The sequence below is a fragment of the Mycobacterium sp. E2479 genome, from assembly GCF_001667925.1.
Taxonomy (GTDB): Bacteria; Actinomycetota; Actinomycetes; order Mycobacteriales; family Mycobacteriaceae; genus Mycobacterium.
Map to the genome: position 1 here is coordinate 1 of NZ_LZJR01000154.1, position 14,961 is coordinate 14,961.

Annotated in this window: 12 protein-coding genes; 9 read left to right on the forward strand and 3 right to left on the reverse strand. The window is 65.4% G+C overall.

Features of this window, described 5'->3' with window-relative positions; all coding sequences use genetic code 11:
• The first annotated feature begins 332 nt into the window (after positions 1-332).
• Genes A5686_RS22990 through A5686_RS23015 form a run of 6 tightly spaced genes read left to right on the forward strand, consistent with a single transcriptional unit; the run spans position 333 to position 5,872 of the window.
• The gene (locus A5686_RS22990) at positions 333-857 is read left to right on the forward strand and encodes a general stress protein (RefSeq protein WP_067939071.1); all 525 of its coding nucleotides are present in this window, start codon (positions 333-335) and stop codon (positions 855-857) included.
• Positions 858-881: 24 nt separating this feature from the next.
• Positions 882-2,294 (forward strand): extracellular solute-binding protein, encoded by a 1,413-nt coding sequence (locus tag A5686_RS22995; RefSeq protein WP_067939073.1) that lies wholly within the window; start codon positions 882-884, stop codon positions 2,292-2,294.
• A 46-nt stretch (positions 2,295-2,340) separates the two neighbouring features.
• On the forward strand, positions 2,341-3,276 hold the full coding sequence (locus tag A5686_RS23000; RefSeq protein ID WP_067939081.1) for a carbohydrate ABC transporter permease: 936 nt from the start codon (positions 2,341-2,343) through the stop codon (positions 3,274-3,276).
• Positions 3,266-4,105 (forward strand): carbohydrate ABC transporter permease, encoded by an 840-nt coding sequence (locus A5686_RS23005; protein ID WP_067939088.1) that lies wholly within the window; start codon positions 3,266-3,268, stop codon positions 4,103-4,105. The genes A5686_RS23000 and A5686_RS23005 overlap by 11 nt, the downstream gene beginning before the upstream one ends.
• A 4-nt stretch (positions 4,106-4,109) precedes the next feature.
• Positions 4,110-5,288, forward strand: a complete 1,179-nt coding sequence (locus tag A5686_RS23010; RefSeq protein WP_067939091.1) for an ABC transporter ATP-binding protein — start codon at positions 4,110-4,112, stop codon at positions 5,286-5,288.
• A gap of 2 nt (positions 5,289-5,290) precedes the next feature.
• On the forward strand, positions 5,291-5,872 hold the full coding sequence (locus A5686_RS23015; RefSeq protein ID WP_067939558.1) for a suppressor of fused domain protein: 582 nt from the start codon (positions 5,291-5,293) through the stop codon (positions 5,870-5,872).
• A gap of 19 nt (positions 5,873-5,891) precedes the next feature.
• On the opposite strand, the gene corA is transcribed toward A5686_RS23015, so the two are convergent.
• Entirely contained in the window at positions 5,892-6,992 is a 1,101-nt protein-coding gene (gene corA / locus A5686_RS23020) for a magnesium/cobalt transporter CorA (RefSeq protein WP_067939561.1), read from the reverse strand.
• Positions 6,993-7,181: 189 nt separating this feature from the next.
• Here corA and A5686_RS23025 point away from each other — a divergent pair, with 189 nt between their 5' ends.
• The 3 genes from A5686_RS23025 to A5686_RS23035 all read left to right on the forward strand — a co-directional run bounded on the left by A5686_RS23025 (position 7,182) and on the right by A5686_RS23035 (position 10,325).
• Positions 7,182-8,171 carry a malate dehydrogenase gene (locus A5686_RS23025; protein ID WP_067939094.1) on the forward strand — a complete coding sequence of 330 codons (990 nt, stop codon included), beginning with the start codon at positions 7,182-7,184 and terminating at the stop codon, positions 8,169-8,171.
• 73 nt (positions 8,172-8,244) lie between these two features.
• The gene (locus tag A5686_RS23030) at positions 8,245-9,453 is read left to right on the forward strand and encodes an NADP-dependent malic enzyme (protein WP_067939097.1); all 1,209 of its coding nucleotides are present in this window, start codon (positions 8,245-8,247) and stop codon (positions 9,451-9,453) included.
• The gene (locus A5686_RS23035; RefSeq protein WP_067939100.1) at positions 9,450-10,325 is read left to right on the forward strand and encodes a glycine betaine ABC transporter substrate-binding protein; all 876 of its coding nucleotides are present in this window, start codon (positions 9,450-9,452) and stop codon (positions 10,323-10,325) included. The genes A5686_RS23030 and A5686_RS23035 overlap by 4 nt, the downstream gene beginning before the upstream one ends.
• Before the next feature lie 3 nt (positions 10,326-10,328).
• On the opposite strand, the gene A5686_RS23040 is transcribed toward A5686_RS23035, so the two are convergent.
• Both A5686_RS23040 and A5686_RS23045 read right to left on the reverse strand, forming a co-directional pair.
• Positions 10,329-11,156 (reverse strand): SDR family oxidoreductase, encoded by an 828-nt coding sequence (locus A5686_RS23040; protein WP_067939103.1) that lies wholly within the window; start codon positions 11,154-11,156, stop codon positions 10,329-10,331.
• A gap of 93 nt (positions 11,157-11,249) precedes the next feature.
• On the reverse strand, positions 11,250-14,957 hold the full coding sequence (locus tag A5686_RS23045; protein ID WP_067939106.1) for a multifunctional oxoglutarate decarboxylase/oxoglutarate dehydrogenase thiamine pyrophosphate-binding subunit/dihydrolipoyllysine-residue succinyltransferase subunit: 3,708 nt from the start codon (positions 14,955-14,957) through the stop codon (positions 11,250-11,252).
• Between the last annotated feature and the right edge of the window lie 4 nt (positions 14,958-14,961).

Below are 14,961 nucleotides of genomic sequence, written 5' to 3' on the forward strand. Positions count from 1 at the left end.
CGCATCCGGCTGCTCGCCGGCTCCGCTGCCGGCGGACGAGTCAGCCTTTTCGTCATGGCCACCCTCGCCGAAGCCGCCGCCGGGAGCTGTCATGGTGTTCAACCTAGCCCATCCGCAGGTGGCCGGCGCCGCCGCGAATCGCCGACGGGGCACACGAAGATGCCGTGACGTGTCCAGCGTCGGCCGGACGGAAACCTCGGCTCGTCGTGGCAGCGGCGTCCGACAAAACGCACGGCACGGCGCGTCGCGTTTGCGCAGGTGGTGAAAGGTCGGTGGATAGGTTGGCAGGCCTGAGATGAAATGACGCCCGAGGCGGAGGACAATGAGCGGCGATGACTAATTCTTTCCAGCCTGGGCAGGTTCCCGGCGCAACGCCACCGGGTGCGCCGGGGCGCCGTGGGACGCCCGGACTGCCGACGCCGCCGCGGGGTTGGCCGGTCGGGTCGTATCCCACCTACGCCGAGGCGCAGCGCGCCGTCGACTACTTGTCCGACCAGCAATTCCCGGTGCAGCAGGTGACCATCGTCGGTGTCGACCTGATGCAGGTGGAGCGAGTCACCGGCAGGCTGACGTGGCCGAAGGTGCTCGGCGGCGGCGTGCTGAGCGGGGCGTGGCTGGGGTTGTTCATCGGGCTCGTGCTGGGCTTCTTCAGCCCGAACCCGTGGGGGGCGCTGGCCACGGGTCTGGTCGCCGGTATCTTCTTCGGACTGATCACTTCGGCCGTTCCTTACTCGATGGCGCGCGGCACACGGGATTTCAGCTCGACCATGCAGTTGGTGGCCGGACGCTATGACGTGCTCTGTGATCCGCAAAACGCAGAGAAGGCGCGGGACCTGTTGGCGCGCTTGGCGATTTGAGTCGCGCGCGAGAGGTGTGAATTAGTGGTGAGTCGGCGCGGGCGCGTGCGCCGGATGGGCGCTATCGCGCTGGCGACGGCGATCATCGCGGCGGCGGTATCGGCGTGCGGATCGGAAAGTCGCGGGCTGGTCATCAGCTTCTACACAACGGCCGCCGACGGTGCGACGTTCACCGCGGTGGCCCAGGACTGCACCAGGCAATTCAACGGCCGCTTCGCCATTCGGCAGATCAGTCTGCCGCGGGCTCCCGGCGAACAGCGCTTGCAGCTGGCCCGGAGGCTGACCGGACGCGACCGCACACTGGACGTGATGTCGCTGGACGTGGTGTGGACGGCCGAGTTCGCCGAGGCCGGTTGGGCGTTGCCGTTGTCCGCCGATCCCGAAGGGCGAGCCGAGGCCGACGCCACGGTCGACACGCTGCCGGGCCCCTTGTCGACGGCGCGCTGGCAAGGCAAGCTGTTCGGAGCACCCGTCACCACGAACACCGAATTGCTCTGGTATCGGCCTGATTTGGTGACTCAGCCGCCGCGAACCTGGGACGGCATGGTATCTGAGGCCGCCAGATTGCACGATGCGGGGCAGCCCAGCTGGATCGGCGTGCAGGCCAACGAGGGCGAAGGTCTGGTGGTCTGGTTCAACACGCTGCTGGTGAGCGGTGGCGGTCAGGTCCTCTCCGAGGATGGTCGCCGCGTCACGCTCACCGATACGCCGTTGCATCGCGCGGCCACCATCAACGCGCTGCGCATCCTCAAGTCGGTGGCCATCGCGCCCGGAGCCGATCCGTCGATCAGCCGAACCGACGAGAGCACTGCTCGGTTGGCGCTGGAACAAGGTCGGGCCGCGCTCGCGGTCAACTGGCCGTACGCGCTGGCGTCCATGCTGGAGAATGCGGTGAAGGGCGGGGTGCCCTTCCTGCCGCTCAACCGGGATCCGAAGCTGGCCGGCACCATCAACGACGCCGGGACATTCGTGCCGAACGACCAGCAGTTCCGTATCGCATATGAAGCCAGCCAGAAAGTCTTCGGCTTCGCGCCGTATCCCGGTGTGGCACCGGGCCGTCCGGCAAAGGTGACGATCGGCGGCGCAAACCTGGCGGTGGCCAGCACCACCCGTCACCGCGCCGAAGCATTCGAAGCCATCCGCTGCCTGCGAAGTCTGCAACATCAGAAGTACGTTTCGATCGAGGGCGGCCTGCCGCCGGTGCGCAGCTCGTTGTATTCCGATCCGCAATTCCAGAGCAAATATCCGATGTACACCATCATCCGCCGCCAGCTCACTGATGCCGCGGTGCGCCCGGCAACGCCGGTCTACCAGGGTGTGGCCATCCGGCTCGCGGCGACGCTGAGCCCGATCACAAGGATCGACCCCGAGCGGACCGCCGACGAGCTCAGCACCGAGGTGCAGAAGGCGATCGACGGAAGAGGGCTGCTGCCGTGACATGCGCCGGCGACGATGCAGAGCGACGCGACGAGAAGCGGCGGCTATGACAGTAGTCGATGCCGAAACCGACACCGCGCGAACGTCTTCCGTGCCACCGCGGTGTCCCGGCCGGCGGGCCGAACAGCGGCTGGCGTTTATTCTGATCGCGCCGGCGTCAGTCTTGATGCTGGCGGTGACGGCGTATCCGATCGGCTACGCGGTGTGGTTGAGCCTGCAGCGCAACAACCTTGCCGTCCCCGACGACACCGCGTACGTCGGGCTGAACAACTACGTCACGATACTGACCGACCGCTATTGGTGGACCGCGTTGGCGGTGACGTTGGCCATCACGGTGGTTTCGGTATCCCTGGAATTCGTGCTGGGTTTGGCGCTGGCACTGGTCATGCACCGCACCGTGGTCGGTAAGGGCCTGGTCCGCACCGCGGTCCTGATCCCGTACGGCATCGTCACGGTCGTCGCGTCGTACAGCTGGTATTACGCGTGGACGCCAGGAACAGGTTATCTGGCCAACCTGCTGCCGCGGGGCAGCGCACCACTGACCGATCAGATCCCGTCGTTGGCGATCGTCGTCCTCGCCGAGGTCTGGAAAACAACGCCGTTCATGGCGCTGCTGTTGCTGGCCGGCTTGGCGTTGGTCCCGGAAGATCTGCTGAATGCGGCCCAAGTCGACGGGGCCGGCGCGTGGCGGCGGCTGACCGCGGTCACGCTGCCGATCATCAAGCCGGCGGTGGTGGTTGCCTTGCTATTCCGGACACTGGACGCGTTTCGCATCTTCGACAACATCTACGTCATCACCAACGGCGCCAACAACACCGGATCGGTGTCGATGCTGGGATACGACAACCTGTTCAAGGGATTCAACGTCGGGCTTGGCTCTGCCATCAGCGTGCTGATCTTCGTCTGTGCCGGTCTGATCGCGTGGGTGTTCATCAAGGTGTTCGGCGCGGCGGCCCCCGGAGGTGACAACGATGGCCGCTGACGGAGCGGGCGCGCGGCGCACCGCGATCTGGGCCGTTGTCGACACCGTGGTGGCGGTCTATGCGCTACTTCCGGTGCTGTGGATCTTTAGTCTGTCGCTGAAGCCGAGCTCAACTGTCAAAGACGGCAACCTGATTCCGTCATCGGCATCCTTGGATAACTATCGCGGCATCTTTCGCGGCGACTTTTTCAGCTCGGCGCTGCTCAACTCCCTCGGGATCGGGTTGATCACCACCGTGATCGCGGTGGTGCTCGGTGCGATGGCGGCGTACGCCATTGCCCGGCTGGCCTTTCCAGGCAAGCGATTGCTCGTCGGGGCCACCCTGTTGATCACCATGTTTCCCGCGATCTCACTCGTGACGCCGTTGTTCAACATCGAACGATTCATCGGCTTGTTCGATACCTGGCCGGGCCTGATTCTGCCGTACATCACCTTCGCACTGCCGTTGGCGATCTACACGCTGTCGGCCTTTTTCCGCGAGATCCCTTGGGATCTGGAGAAGGCGGCGAAAATGGACGGCGCCACACCGGCTCAGGCGTTCCGCAAGGTGATCGTGCCACTGGCGGCCCCCGGCGTGGTGACGGCGGCGATCCTGGTATTCATCTTCGCCTGGAACGATCTGCTGCTGGCGTTGACGCTGACAGCCACCAAAGCGGCCATCACCGCGCCGGTGGCAATCGTGAACTTCAGCGGCAGTTCGCAGTTCGAGGAGCCGACGGGATCGATCGCAGCCGGCGCCGTCGTGATTACGGTCCCCATCATCGTTTTTGTTTTAATCTTCCAACGACGAATCGTCGCCGGGTTGACCTCTGGCGCCGTGAAGGGATAACTCGATGGCCGAGATCGTGCTGGACCATGTCAGCAAGAGTTACCCCGGTGGCGCCACGGCGGTGCATGACCTCAACCTCACCATCGCCGACGGCGAATTTTTGATCCTGGTGGGCCCTTCGGGCTGCGGGAAGACCACCACGCTTAACATGATTGCGGGGCTGGAGGACATCTCGTCCGGCGAGCTGCGCATCGGCGGCGAACGGGTGAACGAGAAGGCCCCCAAAGACCGCGACATTGCGATGGTGTTCCAGTCCTATGCGCTATACCCACACATGACGGTGCGGCAGAACATCGCGTTTCCCTTGACGCTGGCCAAGATGAAGAAGTCTGAGATCGCGCAGAAGGTCGAGGAAACAGCGAAAACCCTTGACCTGACGGAACTTTTGGATCGTAAGCCGTCGCAATTGTCGGGCGGGCAGCGGCAGCGGGTGGCGATGGGTCGGGCCATCGTACGGCATCCCAAAGCGTTTCTGATGGACGAGCCGCTGTCCAACCTGGACGCGAAGTTGCGGGTCCAGATGCGCGGCGAGATCGCCAGGCTGCAAAAGAGGCTGGGCACCACAACGGTCTACGTCACGCATGACCAGACCGAGGCCATGACACTAGGCGATCGCGTGGTGGTGATGCATTCCGGTGTTGCGCAACAGATCGGCGCGCCAGACGAGCTGTACGAGCATCCGGCCAACCTGTTCGTCGCCGGGTTCATCGGTTCGCCGGCGATGAATTTCTTCCCGGCCTCACTGACGCCCGTCGGGCTCAAGCTGCCATTTGGCGAGGTGGTGCTGGCGCCGGAAATCCAAGAGGTGGTCGCCCGGCATCCGGAACCCGCTAACGTCATCGTCGGCGTGCGGCCCGAGCATCTGTCCGACGCTGGATTGATCGATGGTTACCAGCGCATCAGGGCGCTGACCTTTCAGGTGAAGATCGACTTGGTCGAGTCGCTGGGCGCGGACAAGTACATTTACTTCTCCACCGCGGCGTGGGCGGCACACTCTGCCCAGTTGGACGAGCTGGCGGCCGAGTCGGAAGGCCATAAAGACCAGTTCGTGGCAAGGGTTCCCGCCGAATCGAAGGCGGCCATCGGGCAATCGATCGAATTGGCCTTAGACACGACCAAGCTGGTGGTCTTCGATGCGGATTCCGGGGCTAACTTGACCATCGCGCCGTCGGGGACACCGTGACGCTGGGTCGAGTGCGCGCGCATCTGCAGGCTCACTTCACCGACGCCGACCCCGAAGCGGCGAGTGTGACATTTCTGGGCACCGAGACCATCGAGGTGTTGCGTTTCCGGGAGCCGGACACGACGGTGCACTACGTCACGCTGGGCTGCTCGCGCCACCCGATGACCGAACCGACGCTTGACATCAGCGATCCGTTGCGCGGTCCGCGCGCCGAAATCGTGCTTCAGTTGCGCGATCCCGGTCCGGTCTCCGGCATCGCCCGCAGCCTGGCGATCCTGGCGGCGACGCCGACGGTCGAAGGTGTGGTGCTGTGCGCCGACGCGCTGGTCGATCTCGGCTCACCGCTGTGGGCATCCCCGTCGTCGCGGGTGCCCTTCACCGCTGTCTTGTTGGGCCGCAGTGGGATTCGCGATCTGCCGCTGGACCCGCCCCGGGACCCGGTGCAGTTTCTGTCGGCCACCCCCATCACTGCCACCGAAGCGGCGTGGGTGCGGCTCAAGGGTGCCGATGCGATGCGTCAAGCGTGGGACAACGACGGCGTCGACGTGCTGAATCCGAATCGTCCGGCCGCACAGCCCGATTGACTCCGCTCCAGCGCGCGGCCTAGAGCCAGTTGTTGCGCCGGAACTGGAAGTACAGGCCCACACAAGCGGCCGTCATCAAGGCGATGATCCCCGGGTACCCCCACGTCCAGTTGAGCTCGGGCATGAAACGGAAGTTCATCCCGTAAATGGCGGCGACCATGGTGGGCACCGCCAAAATACCGGCCCAGGCCGCCATCTTGCGCATGTCGTTGTTCTGCTGCATCCCGACCCGGGCCAATGCCGCCTGAATCAGCGAGTTGAGCATGTCGTCGTAGCTTGCGATCTGGTCGGCGGCCTCGGAGTGGTGGTCGACCACGTCGCGCAGATAGCGTCGCACCTCTTTGGAGATCACATCTTTGTTGTCCGTCTGGATGCGGTGGAAGGCGGCCGACAGCGGATTGACGCAGCGGCGCAGTTCGACGACCTCGCGCTTGAGCAGGTAGATCGGCTCGACGTCGATCTTGCTGCCCGGCGCGAACGCGATCGCCTCGATGCTGTCGATGTCGGACAACATCAGACTGCTCACCTCGAGGTAGTGGTCTACCACGTGGTCGGCGATCGCGTGCAACACCGCGTAGGGGCCCAACTGCATCTGAGCGGGGTCGTCGTCCATCCGCTTGCGCACCTCGGACAGTCCGCCATGCTCGCCGTGTCGCACGGTGACCACGAAATCCTTGCCGACGAAGACCATGATCTCGCCGGTCTCGACGATCTCGCGGGCCAGCACCACCGATTCGTGGGGGACGTAGTTGACGGTCTTGAGGACCAGGAACAAGGTGTCGTCGTAGCGTTCGACTTTCGGCCGCTGATGGGCGCACACGGCGTCTTCCACGGCCAGCGGATGCAGCCCGAACACATCGGCCACTTCCTGCATCTCGGACTGGTTGGGTTCGCGCAATCCGACCCAGACGAATCCGTCGTGCCCCAGCGCTTCGATTTCGCGCACCTTATCCAGCGCGGCCGCGTAACCGAGTTTGCCGGGCAACCGGTGGCCGTCTTCGTAGACGGCGCAGTCAACCAGCGTCTCGTTGGGCGGTTTTGGGGCCGGGACCGGCTTGGCGTGCGGCTCGTGCGCAACGGGTCGAAGCGCTTCGGGCAAGGCGTCGAATCCCTGGAACACATCCACCTCCCAGCATTGCGCAGGTCCGACCAAGCGGTGGTCCATGGTACGCGTTCCGGCTTTTCAAAGCGCGACCATCAGGTCCCAGAAAGCCCTGGTAGCGGACCGGAGATTGTCCGTCGAGCGCAGTGCGCTAGTTTCGAGCCCAAACCCAAACCTGCACGAACTTCTCCACAAGGAGTAATCGACGTGAGCGCAAGTCCTCTCAAGGTCGCTGTCACCGGCGCCGCCGGCCAGATCGGCTACAGCCTGTTGTTCCGCCTGGCAAGCGGCTCGTTGCTGGGCGCCGATCGCCCGATCGAGCTGCGTCTCCTTGAGATCGAGCCCGCCCTCAAGGCGCTGGAGGGCGTCGTGATGGAGCTCGATGACTGCGCGTTCCCATTGCTGTCTGGCGTGGAGATCGGCGCGGACGCGAACAAGGTCTTCGATGGTGTGAACCTCGCGTTGCTCGTCGGCGCGCGGCCACGCGGCCCGGGCATGGAGCGCAGCGACCTGCTGGAGGCCAACGGCGCGATCTTCACCGCGCAGGGCAAGGCGCTCAATTCCGTCGCCGCAGACGACGTCCGCATCGGCGTGACGGGCAACCCCGCCAACACCAACGCGCTGATCGCGCTGAGCAACGCTCCCGACATCCCGAAGGAGCGGTTCTCCGCGCTGACCCGCCTGGATCACAACCGGGCGATCTCGCAGCTGGCCAAGAAGACCGGCGCCCCGGTCACCGACATCAAGAAGATGACCATCTGGGGCAACCACTCGGCCACCCAATACCCCGACATCTTCCACGCCGAGGTCGGCGGCAAGAACGCCGCTGAGGTGGTCAACGACCAGAACTGGATCGAGAATGACTTCATCCCGACGGTCGCCAAGCGCGGCGCGGCGATCATCGACGCGCGCGGCGCCTCCTCGGCCGCCTCGGCCGCCTCGGCCACCGTCGACGCCGCCCGGTCCTGGTTGCTGGGCAGCCCGGACGGCGACTGGGTGTCGATGGCGGTCTTCTCCGACGGCTCGTACGGCGTGCCCGAGGGGATCGTCTCGTCGTTCCCGGTGACCACCAAGGACGGCAACTGGTCGATCGTGCAGGGGCTGGACATCGACGAGTTCTCCCGCGGCCGCATCGACAAGACCACCGCCGAGCTGGTCGACGAGCGCAACGCGGTTACTGAGCTGAAGCTGATCTGATCACCGCGGGTCGGCTGGTATGACCCACATCACCAATTAGGGCTACTAATGGGTAGTCAGTACGCTGAAGCGCGTGTCCGAATTGCTTGAATCGATACCGGCGCAAGCCGTGAACGGCGTGATCACCGACGCGGAGATCTTCGAGGCACACGTAGGCGGCAAGCTTTCCGTAGGCATGACGTCCCCGCTGGACACCCAGCGCGCTCTGTCGATCGCCTACACCCCCGGCGTGGCACAGGTCAGCCGTGCGATCGCCGCCGACCACGCGCAGGCCGCCCGGTACACCTGGGCGAACCGGCTGGTGGCCGTCGTCAGCGACGGCAGCGCAGTGCTTGGCCTGGGGGATATCGGGCCGTCGGCGTCGCTGCCGGTCATGGAGGGCAAGTGCGCGCTGTTTCAGGCGTACGGCGGGCTGAACGCCATCCCGATCGTGCTGGACACCAAGAATCCCGACGAGATCGTGCAAACCCTGGTGCGCTTGCGCCCGACGTTCGGCGCCGTCAACCTCGAGGACATCTCCGCGCCGCGTTGTTTTGAAATCGAGCGGCGCCTCATCGAAGCGCTGGACTGCCCGGTGATGCACGACGACCAGCACGGCACGGCGATCGTGGTGCTGGCCGCGCTGATGGGTGCCAGCAAGGTACTCGGTCGCGACATGGCCTCGCTGAAGGTGGCGGTGTCGGGAGCCGGCGCGGCCGGTGTCGCGTGCACCAATCTTCTTATGGCGATGGGTGTTTCGGATATCACCGTGCTCGACTCGCGTGGGGTTCTGCACACCGGTCGCGACGACATGAACCACGTCAAGGCGGCTCTGGCGCGGCGCACCAACCCCACCGGCCTGACCGGCAGCCTGGCCGAAGCCGTCCGGGGCGCCGACGTTTTCCTGGGGTTGTCGGGCGGCGTGGTCCCCGAAGAGATGATCGCCACCATGGCACCCGACGGGATCGTGTTCGCGCTGTCCAACCCCGATCCGGAGATCCACCCGCAGATCGCGGCCAAACACGCCGCGGTGGTGGCCACGGGCCGTAGCGATTTCCCGAATCAGATCAACAACGTGCTTGCCTTCCCGGGGGTGTTCCGCGGTGCCCTGGACGCCGGCGCGCGCCGGATCACCGAGAAGATGATGGTCGCTGCGGCCGAGGCGATCTTCTCCGTCGTCAGCGACGACCTCGCGCTCGACCGGATCGTCCCCAGCGCACTGGACACCCGGGTCGGGGACGCGGTCGCCAAGGCGGTGGCGCTCGCCACGGAAGCCTCAGACACTTCCGTCGCTCGGGGTTGAGAATCGGCAGGCTGGCGGCACCGCTGCTCGCCGCCGTACTCGCGGTGGCGGGTTGCGCAGCCGGCGCTGACCCCGGCGACCGTCGGGCCAGTGCCGAAACTGTGGTCGGATCCCGGGCTGACGCCGATGCGGCGCTGCTGGCCGGCATCTACGTCGCCGCCCTGCGGTCTTATGGCTTCGGTGCGCGGGCCGCGACGGCGGCCGACCCAATGCCGCAGCTGGATTCCGGTGCGTTCACCGTCGTACCCGCCTTCACCGGCCGCACGTTGCTAGTTCTGCAGCCCGGCGCGACGGCGATGTCGGACAAAGACGTCTACCGCGCAATGATCGCTGCGCTGCCCGAAGGAGTCGTGGCGGGCGACTACACGACGGCTGCCGAAGACAAGCCCGTGTTGCTGGTCAGTCGGCCGACCGCCAAGGCGTGGGGCGGTAGTGACGTCAGCGCGGACTTGAGCACCCTGCCCCGCCACTGCGACGGCCTCGTTGTCGGGAGTGTCGTCGGGCGGCAGGAACCGTCGTCGGTCGGCCCCTGCCGCCTGCCCAAGCCACGTGAATTCCCGGACGGCGCAACAATGTTCGCCGCAATTCGGACCGGGCAGCTGACGGCGGGGTGGACCACCTCGGCCGACCCCGGCATCCCCGGCGACCTGGTCGCGCTGTCCGACGGCAAACCCGCACTGATCCGTGCGGAGAATGTGGTGCCGCTTTATCGCCGTAATGCGCTGAGCGATCGGCAGTTGCTGGCGATCAACGAAGTGGCAGGTGTGCTGGATACCGCGGCCTTGGTCGAGATGCGCCGGCAAGTGCGCAACGGTGCCGATCCGCAGGCGGTGGCGGGCGGCTGGCTGGCCGAGCATCCGCTCGGGCGCTGAGGGTCAGACCCTTGGCATCAACCGGCCCATGACTGGGCCGAAGAGCTGTTGGTAGTACGGGCCCGCCACCCGCACCATCACGTCCAGGAGTTTGGCGTCCGTGCCGACCAGGACCCGGGCCTTCTTCTTGCGGACCGCGTCCAGGATGACCTTCGCGGCGCGTTCCGGGCTGGTCCGGGCGAGCCGCTTGTCGAACAGCTTGGCCAGTTGTTCGGGGTCGAGCCCCTCGGCGGCCGTCGCGTTGCGAGCGATCGCAGTCTTGATGCCTCCCGGGTGCACCGTGGTCACCGCCACCGGGTGGCCGGCCGCCCCCATCTCCTGGCGCAGCGCCTCGGTGAACCCGCGCACGGCGAACTTGGCCGAGTTGTATGCGGCCTGCCCGGGTACCGAGAAGAGCCCGAACACGCTGGATACGTTGATGACGTGCCCGTCACCGGAGGCGATCAGGTGCGGCAAAAACGCCTTGGTGCCGTTGACGACACCCCAGAAGTCGACGTCCATCACCCGTTCAATGTCCTTGAACTGGCTGACTTCGACGTCGCCGGTGAAGGCGATGCCGGCATTGTTGTAGATCTGGTTGACCTTGCCGAAGTGCTCCTTGACGCCGTCGGCGTAGGCCAAGAAAGCTTCCCGCTCGGTCACGTCGAGCCGATCGGATTTGAACGAGGCATTGATTGCCTTGAGCTGTTCCTCGGTGTGGGCCAGGCCTTCCAGGTCGACGTCGCTGATCGCCACTTTGGCGCCCGAGCGGGCCAGCTCGACGGCCAGCGCCTGCCCGATACCTGAACCCGCGCCCGTCACCACCGCGACCTTTCCGGCGAACCCTTGCATGAGCACCCTTCCTTATCGGCACGTTTGCGTTGAGGCTAGCCGGTAGGAGCGGTCCCCGATTCCCGCGGGTCGCGGATCCAGTGGTCGTCCCGATCAGCCGAAGGCCGTGTCGATGATCTCCTGCTGCTCGACCGCGTGCACCTTTGACGAGCCCGACGACGGAGCCGACATCGCCCGGCGCGAGATCCGCTTGATCCCGGTCAGCTTGTCGGGCAACAGCTCTGGCAGCTCCAGTCCGAATCGCGGCCAGGCACCCTGGTTGGCCGGCTCCTCCTGCACCCAGAAGTACTGGTTGACGTTCGGGTAGCGGTCCAGCGTTTCGCCCAGCCGGCGCTTGGGCAGTGGGGCGAGTTGCTCGATGCGCACGATCGCCACGTCTTCGCGGTTGTCCTTGGCCTTGCGTGCCACCAACTCGTAGTAGAGCTTCCCGCTGGTCAGCAGGACCCGCGTGACCTTGCTGCGATCACCGATGCCCTCCTCGTACGTCGGCTCTTCGAGCACCGAGCGGAACTTGATTTCGGTGAAGTCCCGCACATCGCTCACCGCAGCCTTGTTGCGCAGCATCGACTTCGGTGTGAACACGATCAGCGGCCGCTGCACGCCGTCAAGGGCGTGGCGCCGCAACAAGTGGAAGTAGTTGGACGGTGTCGACGGCACGGCGATCGTCATCGACCCCTCGGCCCACAGCTGCAGGAAGCGCTCGATGCGGCCTGAGGTGTGGTCGGGCCCCTGCCCCTCGTGGCCGTGTGGCAGGAGCAGTACGACGTTGGACAGCTGGCCCCACTTCGCCTCACCCGAGCTGATGAACTCGTCGATGATCGACTGCGCGCCGTTGACGAAATCGCCGAACTGCGCTTCCCACAACACCAGAGCGTCCGGGTTGCCCACCGTGTAGCCGTACTCGAAGCCGACGGCGGCGTACTCCGATAGCGGTGAGTCGTAGACCAGGAACTTCCCCCCGGTAGGAGTGCCGTCGGCGTTCGTCGCGAGCAGTTGCAGTGGCGTGAACTCTTGGCCGGTGTTGCGGTCGATGATCACCGAGTGCCGCTGGGAGAAGGTGCCGCGCCTGGTGTCTTGACCCGATAGCCGCACCAGCTTGCCCTCGGCCACCAGCGAGCCGAGCGCCAATAGTTCGCCGAAGGCCCAGTCGATCTTGCCCTCGTAGGCCATCTCGCGCCGCTTTTCGAGCACCGGCTGCACGCGTGGGTGGGGGGTGAAGCCCTCGGGCAGGGACAGAAACGCGTCGCCGATGCGCGAGAGCAGCGCCTTATCCACCGCGGTGGCCAGGCCCGCCGGCAGCATCTGGTCGGCCTCTACCGATTCGCTCGGTAGCGCGCCGTGCTTCTCGAGCTCGCGGACCTCGTTGAACACCCGCTCCAGTTGGCCCTGGTAGTCGCGCAGGGCGTCCTCGGCTTCCTTCATCGAGATGTCGCCGCGGCCGATCAGGGCTTCGGTGTAGCTCTTGCGGACGCCACGCTTGATGTCGACGACGTCGTACATCGCGGGGTTGGTCATCGACGGGTCGTCGCCCTCGTTGTGGCCGCGCTTGCGGTAGCACAGCATGTCGATGACGACGTCCTTCTTGAACTCCTGTCGGAAGTCGACGGCCAGCTTGGCCACCCACGCGCACGCTTCCGGGTCGTCGCCGTTGACATGAAAGATCGGCGCTCCGATCATCTTTGCGACGTCGGTGCAGTACTCACTGGACCGTGAGTACTCCGGCGCGGTGGTGAAGCCGATCTGGTTGTTGGCGATGATGTGGATAGTGCCGCCGACGCGGTAACCGGGCAGGTTAGTCAGGTTCAGCGTCTCGGCGACCACGCCCTGCCCGGCGAACGCGGCGTCGCCGTGCAGCATCATCGGCACCACCGAGAAGGCTTTTTCGTCGCCGTGGTCGTCGGCCCCGCGGTCCAGCAGGTCCTGCTTAGCGCGTACCAGACCCTCCAGCACCGGGTCAACGGCTTCCAGGTGCGACGGGTTGGCGGTCAGCGACACCTGAATGTCGTTGTCGCCGAACATCTGTAGGTACACGCCGGTGGCGCCCAGGTGATACTTGACGTCCCCGGAGCCGTGCGCCTGGGCTGGGTTGAGGTTGCCCTCGAACTCGCTGAAGATCTGCGAGTACGGCTTGCCGACGATGTTGGCCAATACGTTGAGCCGGCCGCGGTGCGGCATGCCGATGACCACCTCGTCGAGTCCATGCTCGGCGCACTGGTCGATCGCCGCGTCCATCATCGGAATGATGCTTTCCGCGCCTTCCAGTGAAAACCGCTTCTGGCCAACGTATTTGGTTTGCAGGAAGGTCTCGAAGGCCTCGGCCGCATTCAGCTTGCTCAGGATGAACTTCTGCTCGGCCACCGTCGGTTTGACGTGCTTGGTCTCGACGCGCTGCTGCAGCCATTCCTGTTGCGAGGGTTCGAGAATGTGGGTGTACTCCACGCCGATGTGGCGGCAGTAGGCGTCGCGCAGCAAGCCCAGCACGTCGCGCAGCTTCTTGTATTCGCTACCGGCGAAGCCGTTGACTTTGAACACCCGGTCGAGATCCCACAGCGTCAGGCCGTGGTTGAGGATCTCGAGATCGGGGTGGCTGCGGAACCGGCTGCCGTCCAATCGCAGCGGGTCGACGTCCGCCATCAGGTGACCGCGATTGCGATAGGCCGCAATCAGCTCCATCACCCGGGCATTCTTGTCGACGATCGAGTCGGGGTTGTCGGTGCTCCAGCGCACCGGCAGGTACGGGTTGCCCAGCTCGCGGAAGATCTCGTCCCAGAATTCGTCCGACAGCAGCATCTCGTGGATGGTGCGTAAGAAGTCGCCGGACTCCGCACCCTGGATGATGCGGTGGTCATAGGTGGAGGTCAGCGTGATCAGCTTGCCGATGCCCAGCTCGGCGATGCGTTCCTCGCTGGCGCCCTGGAATTCCGCGGGGTACTCCATGGCGCCGACACCGATGATGGCCCCTTGGCCGTTCATCAGCCGCGGCACCGAGTGCACCGTGCCGATGGTCCCCGGGTTGGTCAGCGAAATGGTAACGCCGGCAAAGTCTTCGGCGGTCAGCTTGCCGTCGCGGGCGCGTCGCACGATGTCCTCGTAGGCGGTGACGAACTGTGCGAACCGCATGGTCTCGCAGCCCTTGATGCCGGCGACCACCAGGGAACGCTTGCCGTCTTTGCCCTGCAGGTCGATGGCCAAGCCGAGGTTGGTGTGCGCCGGCGTCACCGCGGTGGGCTTGCCGTCGACTTCGGCGTAGTGCCGATTCATGTTCGGGAACTTCTTGATCGCCTGCACCAGCGCATAACCCAGCAGGTGAGTGAACGAGATCTTGCCACCGCGGGTGCGCTTGAGTTGGTTGTTGATGACGATGCGGTTGTCGATCATCAGCTTGGCCGGTATGGCCCGGACGCTGGTCGCCGTCGGCACGTCGAGGGACGCGGACATGTTCTTGACGACGGCCGCCGCGGCGCCGCGCAGCGTCTGCAGCTCGTCGCCTTCCGCCGGCGCAGGAGTAGCGGCTTTCGCCGGTCGCGGCGCGACCCCATTGCCGGGAGGGGCTACGGGCTTGGCGGTCTCGGTGGTCTGCGGGGACGCCGGAGCCGGCTTCGGCGGGGCCGCCGCGGCAGCCTGCGTTCCATCACCGCTGGTCGGAGCAGCCTGCGTGGATTCGCCCGCGGGCTCCGGGTTGTAGTCGACCAGGAACTCGTGCCAGCTCGGATCGACCGACGAGGGGTCGTCGCGGAACTTGCGGTACATCTCCTCGACCAACCATTCGTTTTGCCCGAATGGTGAACTTATGTTGCTCACGACC